The sequence below is a fragment of the Geodermatophilus sp. URMC 65 genome, assembly GCF_053502545.1.
The window spans coordinates 487,055-508,625 of the sequence record NZ_CP199954.1; the positions used below are offsets into that span (position 1 = coordinate 487,055).

Here is a 21,571-nt window from a genome sequence, read left to right on the forward strand (position 1 = left end):
AGCGACATCTCGAGGTGGGGAAAGCCGACGAGGACCACTGCGTTGAGGGGGTGGCGGGCCTGCCCTGTCGTGGGTCGCTCAGGACGGCATCGCTCGACGCGCCGGGACGAACTTGCGGCGTACGGACCGACGTCAGGGACTTGGCGGTGGACCGGTGATGGACACCCCGTAGTCGGTGAGTATCTGCGCGAGCCGCTCCACCGCCTCGGGAGGCGGAGGTCCGGGTACGGACGGCAGGTCGGCGTCGGGATCGCTGGGGACGCCATCGGTGACGAAGAACTGCTCGAAACCGGCTGGCGTGAGGAGCAGGAGAAACCGCGCGGTGGCGCTGCGGACCCGGTACGCGTGCTCGCTGCCCGAAGGAAGGTACAGAGTGTCACCCGCCGCTACGACCGTGCGGTCTTCATCCGACCAACCGTCCAGTTCGCCGTCGAGGACGATGAAGGTCTCGGCCTCCCGAGTGTGCCGATGCAGTGGCGAACCGGCCCCCCGCCGCCCGACGTGCTCGATCAGCGCGAGGCCGCCCGCGGTCTCCTGACCGGTGAGGCGCATGCGGAGACGCAGACCCAGGTGGTCGTAGGTGTCGCCCGCGGCGGCACGAACGTGCTGAGTCGTCATGGTCGCTCCCCTCCACGACGTCCCCACAGTCTGACGGCAGCCGGCGCGGTTGTCTGCGTCGGCCGACAACCCCGTCGAGCTCTCGTCGCCGCGGGTGGCCTCGTGCACCGACGGCAGGGGAATGGGGTCCGTAGCACCCTCCGGAGCCGAGTCGGACTCGGTGACCATCTGAAGGGCACGCATTCCGTCACGCCCCGACGAGGACCAGGACAGCGACTCTCCCGGTCGTACACGTCGTCCCTACCGTGGCAGACGGGCGAGCCGCGTGAAGGGATGACCTGACCCGTCCACCCGCTGCACACGGAGTCGATCGGAGCCGAGGGTTGGCGCGCATGCGTGTCGTACGAACTGCGACCCGCAGACTGCTCCCATCGACCAGTGGCAGCACACGACGACAGATGGAGGCAGACATGAGCGGACCCCTTCCTCTGCGGCCCGGGGTCGCCGCCGGCGGCTGGCTGGCGGTCTCAGGCCAGGTCGGGCTCGAGGACGGCGCCCTCACCGATGGGGTACGAGCGCAGACGGTGCAGGCGCTGGCCAACCTGCGCCAGGTCGTGGAGTCGCACGGCGCCGGGTTGACCGACGTGGTGAAGACCAACGTCTTCCTCGTCAGCATGGATGACTTCGCGGTCATGAACGAGGAGTACGCGAAGGTCTTCGGCGCCGAACCGCCGGCTCGGTCGGCGGTCGCCGTCCACCAGCTGCCGCTCGGCGCGCTGGTCGAGATCGAGGCTTGGGTCCACCTGCCCGGTCACTGACTGCACCCGGGGTCGTTCACGTCCCGTGAAGATGTTGATGCATCCCCAGAGGGCCGCCATGGGCGACCCGTTTCCCGGCTGGTCCACCCCGACCCGCAGCCCTGTCCCGCAAGGCGAACCTGCTGCGGCGACGTCCAAGGCCTTCGGCGACCGGAGTCACAGGGTCCCCGCATGGATCGGCCCCGGGCCACGCCGAGGACCTCCGCACCGCCGTGGCCTCGGTCCCCGACCGCTCACAGCACCCTGCGCGACCTCACTGGCGCACTGACGCCGGGCTGCGGCCGCGCGTGGGAGCGCTCGGCGACGAAGGCGTCGAACGACCGGTCGTTCACGTGCTGGCCCCGGGGTCGGCCGGCTCGGGCCAGCCGGCGACGGAGCCGATCCAGGCCAGCGCGAGCCAGGCACCGGCGAGCGTTCCAGTGCTCGTGCCGTCGGTGACCTCGAGCTGCCACGGCGCATCGGCCTGCCGTGGCCGCCGGGAGCCGGTGCCCGGCACGGCGCGGACCACCTGCCACGACCCGACCGGCAGCGCCCGAGGCGGGCGTCCCGGCGCGACCGCCCAGACGCCCTCCCGTGAGGCCGCCACCAGCTCGCCCGCACCGGATGCCGGCCAGTGCAGCCGGACGACGCCGAGGTCCAGGTAGGCGGCCGGGTCCGCGGGCACCGTCCAGGTCGGGCGGCGGGCGCCGACCGCAGCGTCCGCGCCCAGGGTGACCACGGCGGAGACGGCATGCAGCACGGTGCCGAGCACCCGCCCTGCGCGGGCCTCGGGCGGCGCGTCCTGAACGCTCCACTTGACCAGGCCGCGCAGCTCCGCTTCGCTCACCCGGCCAGCCTGCCGCACAACTTGCCATGGCACGCGGCGGACGGCGCGGTGCTGGTCGAGGCGGCCGGTGTCCGGGGGCGCAGGAAAGGTCACCGCCGTCCGGTGGCCGCGGTGGCCAGCCGGTCCAGGCCGGTGTCGGGGTTCTCGCCGCGCCACCTACGGCGGCAACGGCCAAGCCGCTGACGGGACGCGGGCACCGGGCACGGGAGGTCAGCGGACGGGGGAGTTGACCGCGCCTATCGGCCCCGTCCCACTGGTCAATCCCCCTGCGGTGATCGCCAAGGTGCTGATGCTCGGGCGAGCGGCAGGAGACCGCTGGCCGTGGGCGTGTGATCGGAGCAGGCTGGGCGGCGGATCGGATCGGAATGCGCGCCGCACCGGGAGGGGTCGCCATGCCGTCCTTCGAGCACCGCGGGCGCCGGCCCGTGGTCGATGACAGCGCATACGTGGCGCCCACCGCCGTCCTTTGCGGTGACGTGCACGTCGGGCCGCAGGCACGGGTCCTGTTCGGCGCCGTGCTCACCGCCGAGAACGGCGCCGTGTCGGTGGGGCGGCGCACGGTGGTGATGGAGGGTGCCCTCGTGCGCGGCCGGGGCGAGCACCCGGCGGTCCTGGCTGACGACGTCCTGGTCGGTCCGCACGCCCACGTCAACGGGGCGACCATCGAGGACGGCTGCTTCATCGCCACCGGCGCCGCGGTCTTCCCCGGCGCGCGGCTGGGATCGGGTGCCGAGGTGCGCGTGCACGGCGTCGTGCAGGTCAACACGGCGCTGCCGGCCGGCACCGTGGTGCCCATCGGTTGGGTGGCGGTCGGCAACCCGGCGCAGGTGCTGCCACCGGACCGGCACGAGGACATCTGGGCGCTGCAGCGGGAGCTGGACTTCCCCGGCACCGTCTACGGCGTCTCCCGGGACGCGTCGGCGACCGAACGGATGACCCGGCAGAGCGAGTGGTTCGGCGCGCACGCCCACGACCGGCTGCTGCGCGAGCACCACCTGCACCTGGCCGAGGACCTGGGAGCGGCCGGCAGCAGTGCTCCGTTCGCCACGCCGGAACCCGACATCGACCCCCGCCGACCCTGACCCGGGGCGCGGTGCGGCGCCTCGGTCGGCCCGGGACGCTGGCGATCAGCTCGACCGCCGCCCGGCCGGTGCCACGACGCCGTCGATGGGCACGGAAGCGTGGTGAGCGCCACCGCCTGCACCCGTGCACGCAAGCTCCTGACGCCTGACATCACGATCAGCGGTTGATGAACCGGGAGGACGTCATGGTCACACCGACCACGGCGTCGGCGGCGGAGGCAACGCCGGAGCTCCCTGGCACGCTGGGGATGGTGCGCACGGTCAGCGCCACCCCCAGGTGGTGTGGCGCTCCAGGTCGGACACCGGAGGGGGCCTGGAGTACCTCTCATCCACGGTGATCACCCCGTCAGTCCGCCGGTTGCCAGCGCCGACCAGCCCCGGAGGATGCTCGACAAGACATCCGTACACCGAACCCGCTACGGCGACGTTCGGACGCGGCGGAAGGTCAATCGCCGGTGTCCCGCAGGGGATGCCCTAGGTGAGCATCAGGACGACGGCGGGTCGAGGTGATGATGAGCGCATGCAACTGGCGTACGTCTTCGCCCACGCCCCAGGCGCAGCAACCGGCCGAGATGAGTACGTCTCGGGGTTGCAGCAGTTCCACGACGCTCTCGCGGCCGCTCCGCCCGACGGGTTTCTCGACTCCTGGGTGTGGCACGTCCCGGAAGCCGCACCGGTTGGCTCTTTCGAGGACTGGTACCTGGTCGAGGACTGGACTGCTCTAGGGGCGCTGAACGCGGCAGCGGTGACCGGGGCCCGTAAAGCACCTCATGACGCCGTTGCCCCGCTGGCCGGCGCCGGTGCCGGGGGCATCTACGCACTCGCGTACGGGCATCCGCCCTCGGATGCCGGGTACCGACTACGGATCGACAAGCCCGCTGGCGTGCCGTACTCCTCGTTCGAGGCGGACCTGCTCGACGTGGTCGGTTCGTGGGCGACGGTGTGGAAGCGACAGATGGTCCTCGGGCCCGATCGTGAGTACCTGGTAGATACACCGTCCCGACCTCACAGGACGCTGCTCGGCCAGCCGTTGACAGTGGCCGAACTCCGTACTGTGCGATCCGCCAGGACGACGTAGTCCCCGCAGCCGCCTGATGTCGTTTGGTCCGATCGCTGCGAGCAGGCGGTGTCGCCGGGCGATCGCGCTCGGTCATCCGCAGGCAACTGAGCTTCTATTAACAAGCCGCCTGTTGGCTGACGCCGTTCTCCACCAACTCGCAACCCACGCGGGCGGCGGTGCGGACGAATCACCCTGCGCCGTCGCGGAAGGATTCGGCGCTCCTCGTCCCAGCAGAGGCCCATGATCTCAAGGAGAGTGGTGATCAGCGGTCCGGGAAGCCCGCGCCCACCATCACCCGCAGCGCGTTGGCCTTGAGCGCGATCCGGACGGGCGTGCGTCCGCGGATCTCGCCGTCGACGTCGAGCGCGAGGGGCGGGTCGGTCTCCAACCACACCTCGCCGGTCGTGAGGAACCGGGTGCGGGCCAGCGGCCGGCGGGGTCCGATGACCGTCTGGCGGACGGTCGCGAGGCTCAGCCGGAGCCGGTTGGCGTCGCCGAGCCGGTACACCACGAGCTGGCGGTCGTCGAGGCCGGTGTCGGGGGCGATCGCCCGGCCGGCGTGGTGGCTGCCGTTGGCGATGTTGAGCTGGTGGGTCGCGAGTTCGTGGACCTCGTCGCCGATGCGCAGGCGTGCGGTGAAGGGCCGGTGGCCAGGCAGCAGTGCAAGCGCCGTGAGCGGGTAGGCCGCGCGGCCGAGCACCCGCTTGAGCCGGTGCGGGACGTGCTCGGCGACCTGCACCGACAGCCCCAGGCTGGTCAGGTTGGCGAAGTGTTGCCCGGCCACGTGGCCGAGGTCGACGTCGGCGACCTTGCCGTCGGTGAGCACGCGCAGGGCGGCGGGCAGGCGGAGTGGCAGGCCGAGGCTGCGGGCGAAGTTGTTGGTCGTGCCGAGCGGGACCACGCCGAGGCAGACGTCGCGGTGGGCGAGCTGGTGCGCGGCCTCGCTCAGCGTGCCGTCGCCGCCGCCCACCACCACGAGGTCAGCGCCGCTGTCGGCCGCGGCGGCGAGCGCCTCGGGCAGGCCTCGAGGGTCGGCGACCGGGCGCACGTCGACCAGCTCCACGGTGGCCTGCAGCCGCCGGTGCACGGTCGCGAAGTGACGGCGTCCCCGACGGGACCGGACGTTGACGACCAGCGCGGTGCGGCGCCGGACGCGGATGTCGGCGTCCAGCGCCGCCTTCGACCGTTGGCGCACAGGTCCCGTCACGACGATCTCCGTCCTCCCGGCGCAGGTGGCTGCCCCGGCAGCCTGCACCACGACCTGACCGCCGGCCGGAGGGGGCTGCCGAGCGTGACCCGTACCCGGCGGACGGGCTACCGAAGGACCTCACTCGGCAAGAGGCTGTGCGGGTTGCAGCTCATAGGGGACGTGGCGAGCACAAGTCGGTCCTTTGACTCCCAAGGCAATACCAGATGATCAACGTCCGCTCGAACTGCGTCGGGCGTTCACGAGGAGCTCGAGCCGGCTGTCGTCCACCACGTTGATGTCGAGATTGGCGGCTCACGACCTTCGCTGCCCATGACCCAACAGCGCCCATCGGGTCGGTGACGGGCTGGTGACGTGCACATGACGCATCCCCTCTAGCGTCCAGGAATCGGTGGTGCCCAGCCAAGAGATCGGCTCCGGGACCCGACCGCGTGGAGATCGTGTGGCTGGCCCCACTGCGTCGGTCGCACAGAGATGAGGAGTGGCGATGACGCAGGTGCTCGGTGGGGAGCTGCAGGAGCTCCGCCACGTTCTCGCCGGCCGCCTGATCACTCCGGCGGATCCGGACTACGACGACGCCCGCCAGGTGTGGAACGCCGCCGTCGACCGTCGACCAGCCCTGATCGCCCGCTGCGCCGACGCGGCGGACGTGAGCACGGTCATCGGGTTCGCCCGACGCCACGGACTGGAGGTCTCGGTACGGGGTGGGGCCCACAACGCCGCCGGAGTCGCGGTGGCCGACGGTGCCGTCATGATCGACCTGAGCCTCCTGCGGCAGGTCGACGTGGACCCGCTGCGCCGCCGAGCGCGGGTCGAAGGCGGAGCGCTCAACGGTGACCTCGACGCGGCCGCCCAGGCGCACGGGCTGGCCACGCCCGCCGGCATGGTCAGCCACACCGGGCTCGGCGGTCTGACCCTCGGTGGCGGGATGGGCCACCTCACGCGCCGGCACGGGCTCGCCATCGACAATCTGGTCGGAGCCGAGGTCGTGCTGGCGGACGGGCGGGTGGTCCACGCCTCGGCGGAAGAGAACCCCGACCTGTTCTGGGCGATCCGCGGCGGCGGCGGCAACTTCGGGGTGGTCACCGCCTTTGAGTTCCGGCTGCACCCGGTCGGGCCGATCGTGCAGTTCGGCTTCCTCTTCTGGGGACTGGACCAGGGGCCGACCATGCTGCGCGTGGCCCGGGACGTGATCGACGACCTGCCCCGCGACGTCAACATCATGATCGTCGGCCTGAACGCCCCGCCGGCACCATTCGTACCCGAGCGGCACCACTTGCAGCCGGGCTACGCGCTGCTGGTCACGGGGTTCGGGTCCGCCGACGAGCACACCGCGGTGATCGACCGGATCCGCGAGCAGGTCCCCCCGCTGTTCGACCTGGTCACACCGATGCCGTACGTGCAGGTCCAGCAGTTCACCGACGAGGCCGCCGCGTGGGGCTCCCTGGTCTACGACAAGGGCACCCAGGTCGCCCAGCTCACCGACGACGTCATCGACCTGATCACCGAGCACTGGCCACGGAAGACCTCGCCGTCGTCGGTGATGTTCCTCTACCGCTTGGACGCCGCCTACTCCGAGGTCGGCGAGGACGAGACCGCCTTCGGCGGTGGGCGCTCCCCGCGGTTCAGCGTGTTCATCCTGGCGTTCGCCGAAAGCCCGGAGGTGCTGGCCACCGATCGTGCTTGGGTCCGGTCCTTCTGGAGCGCACTGCAGGACCACGCGTTGAGCAGGGGAAGCTACGTCAACGACAGTTCGGAGTTCCCCGACCGGTGGGTGCGAGCCAGCTACGGATCCAAGTACGCACGTCTGGCGCAGATTAAGGCGGTCTACGACCCGGACAACGTCTTCCGGCACAATGCCAACATCACGCCCTCGGCCGTATGAGGCATCCCTCGGCGCATTCTGACGCCGGGACTCGGTGCGCCAGCGCCTACAACGGCGACGCCCACTTGTTCTGATCGGCCTCGGGCTTATCGCCGTCGTCGCAATCGTGTTCGTCGTGTGGGCGCTGCCGTCACTGCTGGCCCGGCACCCGCGCATCGATGACGCCGACAAGCTGCACAAGGCGATCGCCTTGCGGGACAGGGCTGCGGGTCGGGGTGGATCAACCGGGAAGCGAGTCGCCCATAGCGGCCCACTCAGACATCCCACGGCCGTAGACCGTCAAGCGGCGGTGTCTCGAGCGGTGTCGGCGGGCGGCCAGGCAGTGCTCTCCTCGTAGGTGCTGTGGTGGCGGAGGCAGCCGTGCAGGATGCGACCAGCCTGTTGGCCGGAGCGCGCAGGGCCTGGTGGTGGGTGGCCCCGCGGGTCCGTTGGCGGTCGTAGTAGTTCCGGGCGCCAGGCGAGACGCCGAGCGCGGTGAAGGCCTGGTGGTAGAGGGCGTCGGCGAGGCGGCGGTTGCGGGCGTAGCGCGCCAGCACGATCGGGCGGGTGCCGGAGGCGCGGGTGATCGGGGCCATGCCGGAGTAGTTCTTGCGGGCCTTGGGATCGGCGTAGCGGTGCGGGTCGTCGCCGAACTCGGCGAGCACCCGGCGCCCAGGATCGGCCCAAGCCCGGGCTGGCTCAGGTAGATCTCAGCGTCCGGGTGCCGGCCAAACCCGCCTCCACCTCGCTCTGGAGCACCTCGGTCTGGGTGACCAGCGCGGTGATCACGGTGACCAGGGAGCGCACCGCGGCGGTGTAGGCGCCGACCACGCCGGGGTGGGCTTTCCAGCTTCGGCGCGCGCAGCGCGGCGGAGATCCGCTCGGCTGTCGACTCGAGGTTGCGCTGGCGACCGGCCCGCCGCAGTGCGGCGGCGATCTTGCTCAGTGAGAGGCGGCGGCCGGCCTCCGGGGAGGGGGCGATGCCCAGGATGGCCAGGGCATCGCGGCCGGCCAGCTCGTCGTCGAAGGCGACCAGCGCGCCGGGATAGAACTCGCGCAGTATCGACCGCAGTGCGTTGGTCTGCCGGGGCCGGGACCAGATCATCGACTGGTGGGTGCGGGTGAGCACCTTCAGGTGCTCGGCGAGGGCGGAGTCTCCGGCCACCGGGCGGTGATGGGCGCGATCCAGGCGGACGAGTTCGGCCAGCACGTGCGCATCTCCGGGATCGCTCTGGGCTCCGGATGTACCGTGCCGTTCGCGGTAGCGGGCGACCTGCAGTCGATTGACCGCGTAGACGGTGTAGCCGGCCGCAATCAGCGCCTGCACCCACGGCCCGCGGTCGGTCTCGATGCCGACGACCACCTGGTCGGTCTCATCGTCCCCGGCGAGATGGTCGGCAATCAGCGCGTGCAGCGCCGCCAGGCCCTCCACTCCCTCGGACAGTCGCCGGCGGGCCAGCCGCCGGCCGTCCCTCGTCGACAAGCTCGATGTCGTGATGGGCCTCGGCCCAGTCGTTCCCGATGAACAGCACCCTGCGCGGCCTCCTCCAGGTTCGGCACCTACTCGGCCCAAACCTGGAGGAGAAGGCAGTGGCGACCTAATGGATCAGTGCTCCATGGCACGCCATCCCACCGGCCATCCGCTCCTCCTCGCGCACCGGCGGGGGCACGGTCTGAGTGTGGGTCTCGATCAGCGGACCCGGGACAAGCAGTGCTCACCCGCCGGCGGCTCGGACACCCGATCCTGCTGCAAGCCGACCGGATGCAGCCCCATTAGGGACAGTGCCGTCGCCGACGGTTCCTCTCGTGGCCGCCACCACCGGAGGGCGCTCAGTGGCGGTGCGTGAACCCTCGCCACCGGCGAGCGTTAGACGGTTCATCGCCCGGGACCGGCGGTCAGTGCCGCGTCGCACGTCGGAGGTCAGCTTTGCCGGCCGTGGACACGGCCGAATCGGCGAAGCAGGAGTACGGTCAGCTTGACGACGCGCGACAGGTCCAGTCATCTGAGAGACCTCGTGGCTGGCACACCGCGAGCCGCCACGGACAGCCCCGCTTACACCGGGGCTGTCCCCTTGTTGAGCCTCATCCCCCAGTCTTTCTGGCCGCCCACTGTCCCTAACGACCTCGTGCATGGTTGGCGGGACGGCTTGCTCGTGACGGACGGGGCAGGGTCGTGGCGTGTCGAGAACGCTGGCCCGAGCCGCCGCTGTCGCCGATCGCCGAGTGACTGGACTGTCTCGGGAAGTGCTGGCGGAGCTGGTCGCCGAGCTGGGACCGCGCTGGCAGGCGCGTCAGGACGCGCGACTGGCCGATCGGCCGCGTCAACGAGCGGTCGGAGCTGGCGCCCGGTACCGGCTGGTGTTCATCGACCGGCTGCTGGCCACCCTTGTCCACCTGCGCCACGGGGTCACCCACGACGTACTGGCCTGCTGGTTCAGGGTCTCCCGCTCGACGATCACCCGGGCGGTCAGCGAGGTGCGCCCGCTGCTGGCCGAGCGCGGCTGCACCGTCGCCGGCGGGATCCGGCTGCGCACCCTGGCCGACGTGGTCGCCCACCTGGGTGCCAGCAGGCAGCTCGGCCTGCTGGATGCCACCGAGGTCCGGGTGCGTCGCCCGGCAGCGGGTCGGGTCGGTCGCCAGCGGTTCGTCTCGGGCAAGGCCCGGGCAAACACCGTCAAGGCGCTGGTCATCACCGATGCCGCCGGGCGGCTGTTGTTCTGCGGGCAGACCCGGCCGGGCGCCATCCACGATCTGGCCCAGGTCCGCCAGGCCGGCTTGGTCGAGCTGCTGGCCCTCATCCCCGGCGTCACCCTGCTCGCCGACGCCGGCTACCAGGGCCTGAGCACCCAGACAGCCGGCGCGGTGGTCACCCCGCGACGGGCCCGGCGGAAGAACCAGATCCCGGTCTTCCCCGCCGTCGCCGCGGCGCACGAGGCCGAACGCCGGGCCCGTTCGGCGCAGCGGATCCGCGTCGAGCACGGCATCAGCCACCTGAAGAACTGGCGAGCCCTGTCACGACATCTCGGCCGACGCGAACACCTCGACACGATCCTGCCCGCGGTCGCCGGACTGGTCTCCAGCCAGGAACGAGCCTCACGACCTGATCAGCTTCACCGCCCGCCGAAGGCTCTCCCGGCCGGCACCACCGCGTGATCGAACTGGCCCTGAACAGGTCAACGACGGCCCGCGGCTAACCATGCACGAGGTCGTTAGCGATGTAGCTCTGGAACCCGTCGAGATGCTGTGTCCGGTTCGGCTGCTGGACTGCTCGCACACGTCTGGCCGCCACCCCTCCCATCTGAGCCTTGCGTCCTACTCGCCTGGTGCCTTATAGCCCCAGATCAACACGTCGATCCCGCTGGCCTCGGACTGGAGAGGCGTGACATACACCATGAGGCGCGTGCCAGGAACTTCGTAGACCCTCTGCACTGACTCGCCGTGGTCGAGGAGATAGCGATCAAGGTCCCCGGGAGCACCCTCGCCCTCCGCAAGGACAAGTCTGACCTCAAGGGTTGAGTCGCCACCGGTTTGTCTCGCCAGCACACGGATCCGCGCATAGAGGTCCGTTGCCAAGTCCCCGATAGCGGTAGCTCCGGTGATGCTCTGACTCGCCGAGAAGGCCACCTCAGTTGGCATCGATGCTCCACTCCTTGCTGTCGTGCCCGGGAAGTCTGATTGCAGGTCAAGCTCAAGGCACGTCGATGAGGTATCCGCTTAACACCATGTCCCCGCTCGCCGCACCCGCTGACTGGTACACAACGGTCGATCCTGGATCAGCCGTCAGCCACACGCGCCGGCCGACGATGCGTTCGTCCCCCGCGCCCTCTTCGGACGGGATATATGAGGTGGCCCCGGTCCCGTTCGTCGTGGTGTGGAAACCGATTGCGCTCGCCTGCCCGGCAGGCGTCGTCAGACGGGCCGAGACGTATTCGATCACGAGGCGCTTACCAGCCGGCACGGTGAATTGGCTGGGGCAACGGGTCGGGTCCGTGCAGATGATAAAAACGACCGCATGGCGTCCGGGGTTGTCCATGTCGCGCACCTCCCGGAGCCAACGCAGCCGTGCCGATCGGAACCGGGGCGAGCCGCTCTGCGCGGCGTTCACCGTGCCGGCGATATCCTCTATGACGGATGTGACCGCGCCCTGCACCTGTCCCCGCGCGCCCATCGGACGGGAGAGCAAACCACCAAGCTTTGCGCCGATGCCGGATGTTGCGACCACAATGATCAATGGCCGAACCCTCATGTGAACCTCCCTGGGAAGAGCCCACAGAGCGACTCTCCTTGTCGCCCCTTATCGCCGCCCCTCACGTCAGGCGCAGGATGACGGTGGGGCGTCACCGCGCCGTCACTCCCGCGTTGAACCCGAAGGCAGGCAGGGAGTCCGCTCGGCGCAGTCGCTGAACATGCGTCGCATGGCTGCCAAGCGCTCGGGCATGCATCCCGCCTTCTACTGCTATGACTGGAAAACAATCCATGTGAGCTACAACGGCACCTGTGCTGCTGACCGCCGCCGCACCGCAGGGAGATGCGCGGCGGCGGGCGCTGGCCGCCTGGAGCGCGACCGGCGCCGCCGCCGGGGCCAGCGGGCTGGTCCTCGGCGGCGTGCTGACCGACCTGGCCGGCTGGCGGCTGCTGTTCTGGGCCAACGTGCCGCTGGCGGTGCTCCTGCTGCTCGCCGTCGGCCGCACCGCCGCGGTCGCGGCCGTCGTCACCGGCGCCGCGCTGCTCGAGGGGGCCGCGCACCGCGGTGCGGCCGTCGGGCTGCTGCTCGCCGGCGCGGCGGCCGCCGCCGTCCTGCCGGCCGTCGAGCGGCGCGCCGGCGACCCGCTCGTCACCCCGGCGGCCGGGCGCGACCCCCACCTGCGCTCCGGCGCGCTCGCCTCCTTCGCCAACACCGCCACGACCAGCTCGGCGGTCACCCTCGCCACCCTGCACGTGCAGCAGGTCCAGGGGCACAGCGCCAGCGCGGCGGGGCTGGCCCTGGTGCCCTTCAGCCTCTGCGTCGTCGTGGGCGCGGCCCTGGCCGCCCACCTGCTGCGCCGCCTCCCCACCCGCACCGCCGCCAGCGTCGGCCTAACCGTCATCGCCGCCGGCAACGCCGCCCTGCTGGCCGACAGCCTGGGCCCGTGGGTCCTGCCGGCCGCCGTGGGCGTCTCCGGACTCGGCATCGGCGTCTCCTCGGTGGCCGCCACCTCCCTGGGCACCGACGTCGCACCGACGCTGCAAGGCACCGCCGGCGGCGTGCTCAACACCGCCGCCCAACTCGGCACCGCCCTCGGCGTCGCCGCCGTCCTGCTCGTCGCCGCCACGACAGAACAGCTCCCCCTTCCACTCACGGGGACGCCGCTGGGCTGGCTGCTCGCCGCCACCGCGGCCGCAGCAGCCGCAGTCCTGCTCCGGCAGGTGGCACCTCGCGCGGCACCCGCTGACGACGTGCCCCGGTAGCCGAACCGGCTACGGCGAGGTTGGAGCGGCCGGGGCAGTCGGCCGCCGGTGTCTCGCAGCCGATCCTCAGCCGGACTCGTGCGGATCCTCTGGGTGCCTGTGGACGGGGCCGAGCCACCCGCCTCGGAGCGGGCGATCCAGGGCTTCGGCGGTCCAGAGACGTCGTGGGAGACCATGGATGAGGCCGCCGCCGATCGCACCCTGGCCGGGATCGCCCGCAGCATCGAGGAGGAGTTCAGGAAGGGGCAGGTCGACCGTGGCCACCGACGTGAACGGAGCTCCGTGCAAGTCGATCTGGCCTGACGTCGTGCGGTGCGTGCCATCAAACGGCTGACAGCCGTGACCGTCTGCGTCGTCGATCTCGCCGCCGCGCTGGCGGCGGTTGCCACTTCAAGGTGCGAGTCATCGACTGCTCGCAGCGCCAGCGAGAGGGCAGAGCACCTGGCGCTGACGTCGTCTTGGGCCCTTGAGCGGCCCGTGCCGACCTGCAGTTCCAGCCGCGGCGCCGATGCCGTCTCGGTGGAGGAACCCCCCTACGGGCGACGGCCACGCGGTCTTCGAGCGCGGCGTCGACGTCCCGCAGGGATCCCCTTGCAGCAAGCCGTGATGTATCAAAAGGCACCTAGCCGACTCCGTAGTACACCGGCTCGGCATCCGGCTGGACCGCTGGACACGCGAGGAATGCCATGACCACCGTAGCGAACTTCCATGTTATCCGGGGAGATGTTTCAGTCCTCATCGGTGATAGTGATCCCGTCCACTCGGAGGTCTTCGACATTCCCGACTACAACGGCGGCGACGCGGTTTTGACTTTTATGGTGAAGGGCCTGACGGCGGCTGCGGACTCGGTCATCGTAAAGATCAACGGCGCTACCGTCGGTGAGATTCTTCCCGACCGCTACGCTGCCATTTCTGATCAAATCGAAGAGGCGCAGCACCACAATACCCAGTGGGTCAACGTCGGTCAGGGAGTCCTGAGCGCCGCCAGCCCGAACACGCTCAGAGTCGAGGCGGTCAGCTTCCCGGAGAGCACGCCCACCAATACGAAGGATGACTTCTCGCTGCAGGACATCATTCTCATGTACCACGTGACCGTCTAGGACCGCGTCTGGCGACTCCATCCCCCGCACGCTCAATCGCACCTCGGTCATCCGCCGCAGCTAGCTAGTGCACCGTCGCAGCAGTCTTGATGCCACGCCTGCGATTCACTGGTGAGCTTCGCCCCTGTGAACTGTCTTGGATCTGGTGGAGCTGTATTGGATCTGGTGGAGTCTTACTAAAAGAATTGCTGGTAGGTTGACCCGAGTTCACTCCAGGCGCGACGCTTGTGGCGCCTGACCTGGCTTTCTGCGGCACTCGTGGTCCGCCCGGGCACACCGGTACCATTCGACGTCAACTTACGAGCAATCCATCCAGTGAAGATTTTTAGATGGCGGCGATGAGGTTGGCCATGCTGAACAAGCCGCCGGAGATTGGGAAGATGGAGCACGCCTGTTCCGTCTCGTGGAGTGAAACGAGTAAGGGAGTTGCAGTGGGCTACGAGGAGCTTAAGCAGCGGCAGGCCAGGATGTGGGGCAACGGGCCCTACCAGCGGATCACCGAGACAGTCACCGACATCCACCAGATCGTCGTCGAGCGGTTGGCGCCTCAGGTGGGCGACCGTTGGCTTGACCTTGCTTGTGGCACAGGCGCCGTTGCCGAGCGCGCTTGCGCCGCGGGCTCGCGCGTGACCGGGCTCGACCTGGCGCCCGTCCTGATCGAGACTGCGAGGGAGCGCGCCAGAAACCTTGGCCTCGGGATCAACTACGTCGTCGGAGACGTCGAGCGGCTGGAGTTCGCGGATGCGAGCTTCGACAAGGTCTCCTCGACCTGCGGAATCATGTTCGCGCCCAATCACGAGGCGTCCGCGCGCGAGCTCGGGCGCGTGACGAGGCCCGGTGGGCAGATCGCGCTCGCCAACTGGACGCCCACGGGCGGCCTGGCGAAGATGTTCAAGGTCATGGCGCCGTACCAGCCGGCGCCGCTGCCTAGCAGCCCGTTTGACTGGGGCGACGAGGGTCGCGTCCACGAGCTGCTCGGCGAGTCTTTCGAGCTCGTGCTCGAGGAGCACGTTTCGACCCTGCGGGTACCTTCGGGCGAGGCGTACTGGGAGCTCTTCTCGACGAGCTACGGCCCGACGAAAACGCTGGCCGAGTCACTCGGCGATCGCCGTGAGGAGCTGCATCGCGACTGGGTCGACTTCTTCGAGACGAACTATCGGTCGAACGGCGAGATCGTCCACACACGCGAGTACCTGCTCGTGCTGGGGACACGTCGCTGAGCCCGGCTACCAGGGGTGTACGGACAGCGTTACCGAAAGGATTGCTCGTAGATCGACTTCAAATAGTTAAAATGATGCCAAGCTAGTTCCGGAGTGGGCGAGAAGACCCTGGGCGATGCGCGGACACCCGCTTCGCTGCGAGACGTACTGAGTCAACCTAGGAGCAATCCTACTGGTAATACCGCGCGGAGGCTGAGCCTCCAACTGCGCCGCGCAATGACGACGATGAGCACGCGGGTACCCGCGCTCGGCGACCACCTCGACGCCCCGTGTCGGCGGTCAGGGATGAGGGCGTCGCGCACAAGGAACCGCTGCGGCGACGTCCGGGGCGTTCGTCGGAGCGGTCCCCGGGGTGCCCGGAAGGGATCCCCCGCGGGACATGGTGGCTCCGGCGACCGACCGGTTTCGGACGCGGCCGTAGCGGATCAATCGAGCGGCCGCTGTCAGCGCCGCCAGAACAGGTGGTGTACCACGCCGCTGGGACTGGGCACGACGTCACAGTGGTAGCGCTCCAGGAGCTCTTCGGGGGAGTTCCACAGCCGGGACCCGGCGCCGAGCTCCACCGGGGCGACGGCGACGTGCAGGGTGTCGACGAGGTCGGCGTCGAGGAACTGCCGGATGGTGTTGGCGCCGCCGCCCAACCGGACGTCCTTGCCGTCGGCTGCCTCGAACGCGCGCTGCAGCACTGTGGCTGGGTCACCGCCGACGAAGTGGAAGGTGGTGTCGGACAGCCGGAAGGAGGGGCGATCGTGGTGGGTCATGACGAAGACCGGCGTGTGGAACGGGGGCTGCTGGCCCCACCATCCCTGCCAGTCGTGGTCGGTCCAGGGCCCGCGCTGCGGGCCGAACTTGTTGCGGCCCATGATCTCGGCGCCGATGTTGCGGTGGAAGTCTCGGACCATGTAGTCGTCCAGACCGCGGCTCCCTCCCGGGTCGGTCCGGTTGGGCCAGCTCGCCGTCGCGAAGGCCCAGGCGCCGAGCTGAGCAGGGTCGGCGTGGCCGAACGGGCGTTCCAAGCTCTGTCCTTCACCGGCGCCGTAGCCGTCGCTGGAGACCATGAAGTTGTGCACTCGGACCATCTGCGTCACTGCTGACCCCTCATCCGTTGCGTTCTCTTGATGAGTTCGACTGCGCCGCGAGGGCCGACTCATCGCGCTACGTCAGGACTCCCGTGTCGAGACGTCCGGTGGCGGATCCCCTGACGGCCATGAGATCCTTGGGTGGCCCGAGCCCGCGCCGATCCGAGGTCGGGTATTCACCGCCTGGTCTCGTACCTGGTCAAGAGCACGCCGTCGGGAAACGTCCGGGTCTCCACCAGGTTCAGGTTCACCCAGTTGTCCAGGGCCGTGAAGAACGGCGTGCCGCCGCCCACCAGGACCGGGTGGGTGACGATCGCGTACTCGTCGATCAGCCCGGCCCGCATGGCCGCCGCGGCGAGGGTGGCGCCGCCGACGTCCATGGGACCGCCATCCTCGGTCTTGAGCCGGGTGATCTCGGTGACAGCGTCGCCGGTGACCAGGCGGGCGTTCCAGTCGACCGCGCTGGTCGTCGAGGAGAACACCACCTTCGGCATGTCCCGCCAGCGGCGGGCGAACTCGATCTGCGCCGGTGCGGCGCCAGGCTGCTGGTCGGCGGTCGGCCAGTGGGAGCTCATCGTCTCCCACAGTTTGCGCCCGTACAGCGCCAGGCCCGTCGCCCTCACCCGGTCGGACCACCACTGGAACAGCTCGTCGCTCGGCACGCTCCAGCCGAGGTCGTCGCCGGGCGCGGCGATGTAGCCGTCCAGGCTCAGGTTCATGCCAGAGGTCAGCTTCCGCATGGCGTAGCCTCCCGTGAGCCGGTATCCGGCGTACAGACCAACACGGCGCGGAAATTGATCGGTAAGACCACACCGAGGGCCGGTCGACCACCGCGCCAAGCGGATGCTGCGTGCGGAAGGGAACGACGACCGGCACAGCGCCCCGTAGGACGACCGGTCAGCGAACCTCACCGGGAACACCGCAGGACAGAGCAGGCGCCCCTCGTCTGCCGTCCCGTAAGACCCGCCCCGTAGACCTTCCCGCACGGGGAGGACAACCGGGACACCCTGCCGGCCGGTCGCAGCCTTGTCGTCCGGCCGCCGCTCGACATCCACGCCACCGGGTCGCAGGGGCCGCGTGACGCGAGCCGGTGCATCCCGGAGCTGATCGTCATCAGCACCTGTAGCCGGCAAGAAGGCGACCTGACCTTGGCCGACAATCGCCGTAAACAACCAACGACATGACGCCCGCGACGACTTTGAGCCCGCTACTCCAGCCTTTTCCGCCAAGCTCAGGTCTTCACCAAAGAACGGCACGGCGTTCTCCGAACGCATCTGGCGCCCGGCGCTGAAGCGGGCCGGCCTCAGCGGGGTCACCATGCACGGCCTCCGGCACTTCTACGCCAGCCTGCTCATCCGGCACGGGAAGTCGGTGAGGACCGTCCAGGCCCCGGCTCGGGCACGCCAGCGCCGCCGAGACGCTCGACACCTACAGCCACCTCTGGCCCGACTCCGACGACCGGACGAGGGCCGCCGTCGACTCCGTTCTCGGCCGAGTTGCGGACTCTGTGCGGACTGACGCCGCCCTCTGACCGCAGAACCGCAGGTTGAGGCGGAGGCGACGGACGAGTCGGCCTGTACGCCGGGTTCTGTCCACGGGTGCCTCACGGCATCCCGATGGGCGGCCATCCATCTAGGCCTGCCGTTGCCGGCAGGCTCCAGCGGTCCACCCGCAGGCATCGGGCGGGCAGCCCTCGAACGCCTGCGCAGGACGGCGGCGGACCGCCGTCCCTCTCGACCTTGCTCCGGGTGGGGTTTACCGAGCCGCACCGGTCACCCGGTGCGCTGGTGGTCTCTTACACCACCGTTTCACCCTCACCAGCGGCGAGCCGCTGGCGGTCTGTTCTCTGTGGCACTGTCCCGCGGGTCACCCCGGGTCGCCGTTAGCGACCACCCTGCCCTGTGGAGCCCGGACGTTCCTCGGCGACGGGGTCTCCCCCGCCGACGCGACCGCCCGGCCGACTCGTCCGTCGTGCCGACCAGTCTAGTGACCGGCCTCAGCCCCAGTAGAGCCGGAAGCCGACCCGCCGCCGCTCGTCCTCGGTCATCGTCCCCATGTCGACGATCTGCCGGGCCTGCTCCTCGACCGGCTGGTCGGAGAGCAGCTCGAGGTAGCGGCGGTGCTCGCACAGCGACGCCACCGCCTTCTCGACCTGGTCGGCGACGTCCACCTCGTGCGGCGGGTCCAGCAACTCGCTGACCGCGATGTACGTGACGCCGCGCCACGGCTCCTCGTCGAGGTCGGGGAAGATCCACTCGTTGGCGGCGTCGGCGACCGCGTCGAGGACGCTCTGCCCGAGCGCGCGGTGGTCGGAGGAGTTCACGTACGCCGGCGAGACGCCGGGCGGGGTCCAGGTCGCGCCGAAGTACCCGGTGACCACCATCTCGGGGCGGTGCCGGCGGATGGCCGCGGCCAGGTCGCGGCGCAGCTCCGGTCCGGCGACGAGGACGCCGTCCCGGTGGTCGAGGAACTCCACCTCCGAGACCCCGACGACGGCCGCCGAGCGGCGCTCCTCCTCCTCGCGCACCGGACCGGCCTCCGCCGGCGGGAGGCCGGCCATCCCCGCCTCGCCGCGGGTCGCCAGCAGGTAGTGCACCTCCTTGCCGGCCGCCGTCCAGACCGCGACGGCGGCCGCGAGGCCGTACTCGATGTCGTCAGGGTGCGCGGCCACGACCAGGGCACGCTGCCAGTCGTCGGGCATCGGGAGCGGTGGCATGGCGGGCAGTCTGCCCCCGGAGGACGACGGACCGCGAGTCCCGGACGGTCAGCGCAACAGGTCGGCCAGCGGCGGCTTCTCCCGCCAAGCCTGCACCAGCGGAGCCAGCCCATCGAACAGCGCGGGCAGCTCGACGTCCAGCGGGAGGACGGCGAGCAGCTGGAGGTCGCGACCGCGCTCGGCCAGCGCGGCCAACCGGTCGTCCAGCGGCGGAAGACCCAGGCGCGCGGCCTCGGCGGCGTAGCCGGCCCGCACGGCCGGTGGTGCGCCCGCCAGGTCCCACTCCCGCAGCCCGCAGTGGACGTGCTCGAGGTCGGAGGCCACGGGTCCGGCGGCTGTCGGGAGGAGGTTGTAGAACGGGGCGTCCCCGTGCACCGGCTGTACGTGCGCGCCGGGAAAGGCCACGGCGAAGGCGGCCGGGTCCTCGGCCAGCGGCCGCAGCAGCGTCCACTCGGCGCGTGCCCGCTCGACGTCCTCCTCCGGCAGCAGGCCGCCGAGCTGGTCGATCCCGTCCGGGATCGACGCGTCCAGCGGGGACCACCAGTCCAGCTCCACCGGGCAGTCGGCGAGGGTCGCGTGCAGGCGGGCGGCCGCGGCACCGGCCGCCTCGTCGGCCACCGGCTCGGCGCTCACGTCCACGAGCTGCCACGCGGTCATCGCGAGCCCGTCGTGCACCCACGGCTGCGGCGCCGCCGGACGCACCGCCGGGTACGCGCGGTCGCCCAGCCAGCCGGCGACGGCCAGCTCCCTCCCCATCTGCGCCAGCTGGCCCGCCGGGTCGGCGCGGACCGTGCGGGGCAGCACGGTGGGTACCCCCACCACCACCGGAGCCGGCGCGAGGTGCACGACGACCGAGAAGACGTCGTAGAGGACCTCCGGCTCGCGTACGGCCAGCCCGGCCGCCCGGCCGGCGGCCACCGCGGCCGCGACCGCGCGCTGACGGCGGGATGCCAGGGCTCCGTCGTCCATCCGCCGACCCTGCCAGAGCCCGGGCCCCGGCGTCCTGGACCAGGATGGGCGCATGGTCGACGACGCGGACCTCACCCACCTGCGCCGCTGCGTGGCGCTCGCCCGCGGGGCCCTCGAGTCCGGCGACGAGCCGTTCGGGTCGGTGCTGGTCGACGCCGACGGGCGGGTCCGCTTCGAGGACTCCAACCACGTGGCCGGGGGCGACGCCACCCAGCACCCCGAGTTCGCCATCGCCCGCTGGGCCGCCGAGCACATGACCCCCGACGAGCGGGCCGCGGCGACGGTCTACACCTCCGGCGAGCACTGCCCCATGTGCGCGGCCGCCCACGGCTGGGTCGGGCTCGGCCGGATCGTGTACGCCAGCTCGTCGGCCCAGATGGTGTCCTGGCTGGCCGGGCTCGGCGTCCCGCCGGCACCGGTGAAGGCCCTCCCCGTCAACGAGATCGCCCCGGGCGTCCCGGTCGAGGGCCCGGTGGCCGGCCTCGACGAGGAGGTCCACGAGCTGCACCGCCGCAGGTTCGGCCAGGACCCGGCATCATAGCGCCCGGGCCAGCACGGCGACCAGCGGCTGCCCTGGCACGAGCCACCGGGCCGGTGCGGGCCGCAGCCCCGCCTCGGCGAGCTGCTGCCGCAGCGGCTCGACCTCGGGGAGCTCCATGCCCCGCCCCTGGGCGCGCAGCAGCAGGTCGAAGTGCCGGCTGAACGGGTCCGGCGTGGCCGCGGTCGTCGTGACGAGCACCGCGCCGCCCTCGGACAGCAGCCCCGCGAGCGCCCGGAACAGCGGGACCCGTTCGGAGAGCGGCAGGTAGTAGACGACGTTCGCGAGGAGGACGAGGTCGTAGGGGCCGCCGGCCTCGCCGCCGGCCGCCAGGGCCATGACGTCGCCGCGCAGCACGCGGGTCCGCCCGGCCAGCCCCCGCTGCGCGAGCAGCCGCTCGGCGATGTCGGCGACGGCCCCGTCGACCTCGATCCCCGTGCCCTGCGCGGTCGGCGCTGCGGCCAGCATCGCGGCCAGGTTCTGCCCCGCTCCGCAGCCGACGTCCAGCACCCGGGTGGGGCGCACCTCGCGCACCGCGGCTCCCAGCGCCTCGTGCAGGACCGGCTCCATCGCGCGGGTGAGCTGGGCGATCGTCTCCCCCTGTTCCGCGACGTCGCGGCGTGGCGGTCCCCCGTGCAACTGGTGGGCGAGCTCTCGGTAGAGCCCGGTGTGGAAGCCGGCGAACCCCTCGTACGCGCCGCGCAGCACCTCGTCGTCCAGCAGCCGCCGTCCGCGCCGGGACAGCGCCCACCCGCCTGCCGAGACGCGGACGAGTCCGTGGCCCTGCAGCACCCGCAGCCACGCCTCGAGCAGGCCACCGTCGTCGAGGCCCAGCTGCGCGCGCACGGAGGCGGTGTCGGCCGGCCCGTCCCGCAGGGACTCGAGCACGCCGGTGGACAGGCCTGCCGCGCCCACCGCGATCCGGACGGCGGCCAGACCGTCACGGGCGACGCGCAGCCACGGCAGCCCGCCGCCGCGGAGGAGCTTGGCGGCGGCGAGGAGGCGGCTCATGCTCCCGCTACCCGCTCGGGGCGGGGCGGGGCCCCGCCACCCGCTGGGACCTGCACGTCACCGTCTCCCACGGCG

The 21,571-nt window shown here is 70.9% G+C and carries 20 protein-coding genes, 1 other RNA gene and 1 pseudogene; 10 read left to right on the forward strand and 12 right to left on the reverse strand.

The genetic code is table 11. From position 1 onward, the window contains the following. Positions 1-132 precede the first annotated feature (132 nt). Entirely contained in the window at positions 133-618 is a 486-nt protein-coding gene (locus ACWIX7_RS02280) for a cupin domain-containing protein (RefSeq protein WP_448620009.1), read from the reverse strand. Positions 619-1,028: 410 nt separating this feature from the next. Between ACWIX7_RS02280 and ACWIX7_RS02285 the strand changes: the two genes are divergently transcribed. Continuing rightward, positions 1,029-1,376, forward strand: coding sequence for a RidA family protein (locus tag ACWIX7_RS02285; protein ID WP_448620010.1), 348 nt, complete (start codon positions 1,029-1,031; stop codon positions 1,374-1,376). Positions 1,377-1,704: 328 nt separating this feature from the next. Here the strand turns inward: ACWIX7_RS02285 and ACWIX7_RS02290 are convergent, their stop codons facing one another. Further along, complete coding sequence (locus tag ACWIX7_RS02290) at positions 1,705-2,202, reverse strand: hypothetical protein (protein WP_448620011.1); 498 nt, start codon at positions 2,200-2,202, stop codon at positions 1,705-1,707. Between the two features lie 392 nt (positions 2,203-2,594). Here ACWIX7_RS02290 and ACWIX7_RS02295 point away from each other — a divergent pair, with 392 nt between their 5' ends. Then, positions 2,595-3,284 (forward strand): gamma carbonic anhydrase family protein, encoded by a 690-nt coding sequence (locus ACWIX7_RS02295; RefSeq protein WP_448620012.1) that lies wholly within the window; start codon positions 2,595-2,597, stop codon positions 3,282-3,284. A gap of 520 nt (positions 3,285-3,804) precedes the next feature. Next, positions 3,805-4,362 carry a hypothetical protein gene (locus ACWIX7_RS02300; RefSeq protein WP_448620013.1) on the forward strand — a complete coding sequence of 186 codons (558 nt, stop codon included), beginning with the start codon at positions 3,805-3,807 and terminating at the stop codon, positions 4,360-4,362. Positions 4,363-4,606: 244 nt separating this feature from the next. Here ACWIX7_RS02300 and ACWIX7_RS02305 read toward each other — a convergent pair whose 3' ends face one another. After that, positions 4,607-5,551 carry a diacylglycerol/lipid kinase family protein gene (locus ACWIX7_RS02305; protein ID WP_448620014.1) on the reverse strand — a complete coding sequence of 315 codons (945 nt, stop codon included), beginning with the start codon at positions 5,549-5,551 and terminating at the stop codon, positions 4,607-4,609. Between the two features lie 487 nt (positions 5,552-6,038). Between ACWIX7_RS02305 and ACWIX7_RS02310 the strand changes: the two genes are divergently transcribed. Next, complete coding sequence (locus ACWIX7_RS02310) at positions 6,039-7,436, forward strand: FAD-binding oxidoreductase (protein ID WP_448620015.1); 1,398 nt, start codon at positions 6,039-6,041, stop codon at positions 7,434-7,436. 279 nt (positions 7,437-7,715) lie between these two features. On the opposite strand, the pseudogene ACWIX7_RS02315 reads toward ACWIX7_RS02310, so the two are convergent. After that, positions 7,716-8,947: pseudogene (locus ACWIX7_RS02315) on the reverse strand (IS110 family transposase). 712 nt (positions 8,948-9,659) lie between these two features. On the opposite strand from ACWIX7_RS02315, the gene ACWIX7_RS02320 reads away from it, so the two are divergent. After that, positions 9,660-10,568 carry a transposase family protein gene (locus ACWIX7_RS02320; protein WP_448620016.1) on the forward strand — a complete coding sequence of 303 codons (909 nt, stop codon included), beginning with the start codon at positions 9,660-9,662 and terminating at the stop codon, positions 10,566-10,568. A gap of 159 nt (positions 10,569-10,727) precedes the next feature. Here the strand turns inward: ACWIX7_RS02320 and ACWIX7_RS02325 are convergent, their stop codons facing one another. Both ACWIX7_RS02325 and ACWIX7_RS02330 read right to left on the reverse strand, forming a co-directional pair. Further along, positions 10,728-11,051, reverse strand: a complete 324-nt coding sequence (locus tag ACWIX7_RS02325; RefSeq protein ID WP_448620017.1) for a hypothetical protein — start codon at positions 11,049-11,051, stop codon at positions 10,728-10,730. Positions 11,052-11,103: 52 nt separating this feature from the next. Beyond that, positions 11,104-11,661, reverse strand: coding sequence for a hypothetical protein (locus tag ACWIX7_RS02330; RefSeq protein WP_448620018.1), 558 nt, complete (start codon positions 11,659-11,661; stop codon positions 11,104-11,106). A gap of 251 nt (positions 11,662-11,912) precedes the next feature. On the opposite strand from ACWIX7_RS02330, the gene ACWIX7_RS02335 reads away from it, so the two are divergent. The 4 genes from ACWIX7_RS02335 to ACWIX7_RS02350 all read left to right on the forward strand — a co-directional run bounded on the left by ACWIX7_RS02335 (position 11,913) and on the right by ACWIX7_RS02350 (position 15,183). Continuing rightward, the gene (locus ACWIX7_RS02335) at positions 11,913-12,863 is read left to right on the forward strand and encodes an MFS transporter (RefSeq protein ID WP_448620019.1); all 951 of its coding nucleotides are present in this window, start codon (positions 11,913-11,915) and stop codon (positions 12,861-12,863) included. A gap of 78 nt (positions 12,864-12,941) precedes the next feature. Next, entirely contained in the window at positions 12,942-13,166 is a 225-nt protein-coding gene (locus ACWIX7_RS02340) for a hypothetical protein (RefSeq protein ID WP_448620020.1), read from the forward strand. Between the two features lie 383 nt (positions 13,167-13,549). Next, the gene (locus ACWIX7_RS02345) at positions 13,550-13,963 is read left to right on the forward strand and encodes a hypothetical protein (protein WP_448620021.1); all 414 of its coding nucleotides are present in this window, start codon (positions 13,550-13,552) and stop codon (positions 13,961-13,963) included. Positions 13,964-14,313: 350 nt separating this feature from the next. Then, positions 14,314-15,183: a class I SAM-dependent methyltransferase gene (locus tag ACWIX7_RS02350; RefSeq protein WP_448620022.1), complete on the forward strand. Its 870-nt coding sequence runs from the start codon at positions 14,314-14,316 to the stop codon at positions 15,181-15,183. 443 nt (positions 15,184-15,626) lie between these two features. Here ACWIX7_RS02350 and ACWIX7_RS02355 read toward each other — a convergent pair whose 3' ends face one another. From ACWIX7_RS02355 to ACWIX7_RS02375, 5 genes are all read right to left on the reverse strand, one after another. Further along, positions 15,627-16,262: a dihydrofolate reductase family protein gene (locus ACWIX7_RS02355; RefSeq protein ID WP_448622122.1), complete on the reverse strand. Its 636-nt coding sequence runs from the start codon at positions 16,260-16,262 to the stop codon at positions 15,627-15,629. 176 nt (positions 16,263-16,438) lie between these two features. Then, on the reverse strand, positions 16,439-17,002 hold the full coding sequence (locus ACWIX7_RS02360) for a dihydrofolate reductase family protein (RefSeq protein ID WP_448620023.1): 564 nt from the start codon (positions 17,000-17,002) through the stop codon (positions 16,439-16,441). A gap of 821 nt (positions 17,003-17,823) precedes the next feature. After that, positions 17,824-18,227, reverse strand: an RNA gene (gene rnpB / locus ACWIX7_RS02365) — RNase P RNA component class A. Between the two features lie 31 nt (positions 18,228-18,258). Beyond that, on the reverse strand, positions 18,259-18,978 hold the full coding sequence (locus ACWIX7_RS02370) for a PIG-L deacetylase family protein (RefSeq protein ID WP_448620024.1): 720 nt from the start codon (positions 18,976-18,978) through the stop codon (positions 18,259-18,261). Positions 18,979-19,026: 48 nt separating this feature from the next. Continuing rightward, positions 19,027-19,947: a hypothetical protein gene (locus ACWIX7_RS02375; protein WP_448620025.1), complete on the reverse strand. Its 921-nt coding sequence runs from the start codon at positions 19,945-19,947 to the stop codon at positions 19,027-19,029. 52 nt (positions 19,948-19,999) lie between these two features. On the opposite strand from ACWIX7_RS02375, the gene ACWIX7_RS02380 reads away from it, so the two are divergent. Beyond that, a complete protein-coding gene (locus ACWIX7_RS02380; RefSeq protein WP_448620026.1) occupies positions 20,000-20,488 on the forward strand; it encodes a nucleoside deaminase in 489 nt (162 codons plus the stop codon). Here the strand turns inward: ACWIX7_RS02380 and ACWIX7_RS02385 are convergent. Beyond that, a complete protein-coding gene (locus ACWIX7_RS02385) occupies positions 20,483-21,496 on the reverse strand; it encodes a methyltransferase domain-containing protein (protein ID WP_448620027.1) in 1,014 nt (337 codons plus the stop codon). The two genes, ACWIX7_RS02380 and ACWIX7_RS02385, sit on opposite strands and share 6 nt — an antisense overlap. Between the last annotated feature and the right edge of the window lie 75 nt (positions 21,497-21,571).

What these genes read in the sequence shown, in the direction of transcription:
- ACWIX7_RS02355 (WP_448622122.1), bottom strand. Translation starts at nt 16,262, where the DNA reads ATGGTCCGAGTGCACAACTTCATGGTCTCCAGCGACGGCTACGGCGCC.
- ACWIX7_RS02310 (WP_448620015.1), top strand. Translation starts at nt 6,039, where the DNA reads ATGACGCAGGTGCTCGGTGGGGAGCTGCAGGAGCTCCGCCACGTTCTC.
- ACWIX7_RS02370 (WP_448620024.1), bottom strand. Translation starts at nt 18,978, where the DNA reads ATGCCACCGCTCCCGATGCCCGACGACTGGCAGCGTGCCCTGGTCGTG.
- ACWIX7_RS02350 (WP_448620022.1), top strand. Translation starts at nt 14,314, where the DNA reads ATGCTGAACAAGCCGCCGGAGATTGGGAAGATGGAGCACGCCTGTTCC.
- ACWIX7_RS02295 (WP_448620012.1), top strand. Translation starts at nt 2,595, where the DNA reads ATGCCGTCCTTCGAGCACCGCGGGCGCCGGCCCGTGGTCGATGACAGC.
- ACWIX7_RS02380 (WP_448620026.1), top strand. Translation starts at nt 20,000, where the DNA reads ATGGTCGACGACGCGGACCTCACCCACCTGCGCCGCTGCGTGGCGCTC.
- ACWIX7_RS02300 (WP_448620013.1), top strand. Translation starts at nt 3,805, where the DNA reads ATGCAACTGGCGTACGTCTTCGCCCACGCCCCAGGCGCAGCAACCGGC.
- ACWIX7_RS02330 (WP_448620018.1), bottom strand. Translation starts at nt 11,661, where the DNA reads ATGAGGGTTCGGCCATTGATCATTGTGGTCGCAACATCCGGCATCGGC.
- ACWIX7_RS02345 (WP_448620021.1), top strand. Translation starts at nt 13,550, where the DNA reads ATGACCACCGTAGCGAACTTCCATGTTATCCGGGGAGATGTTTCAGTC.
- ACWIX7_RS02385 (WP_448620027.1), bottom strand. Translation starts at nt 21,496, where the DNA reads ATGAGCCGCCTCCTCGCCGCCGCCAAGCTCCTCCGCGGCGGCGGGCTG.
- ACWIX7_RS02285 (WP_448620010.1), top strand. Translation starts at nt 1,029, where the DNA reads ATGAGCGGACCCCTTCCTCTGCGGCCCGGGGTCGCCGCCGGCGGCTGG.
- ACWIX7_RS02375 (WP_448620025.1), bottom strand. Translation starts at nt 19,947, where the DNA reads ATGGACGACGGAGCCCTGGCATCCCGCCGTCAGCGCGCGGTCGCGGCC.
- ACWIX7_RS02280 (WP_448620009.1), bottom strand. Translation starts at nt 618, where the DNA reads ATGACGACTCAGCACGTTCGTGCCGCCGCGGGCGACACCTACGACCAC.
- ACWIX7_RS02325 (WP_448620017.1), bottom strand. Translation starts at nt 11,051, where the DNA reads ATGCCAACTGAGGTGGCCTTCTCGGCGAGTCAGAGCATCACCGGAGCT.
- ACWIX7_RS02360 (WP_448620023.1), bottom strand. Translation starts at nt 17,002, where the DNA reads ATGCGGAAGCTGACCTCTGGCATGAACCTGAGCCTGGACGGCTACATC.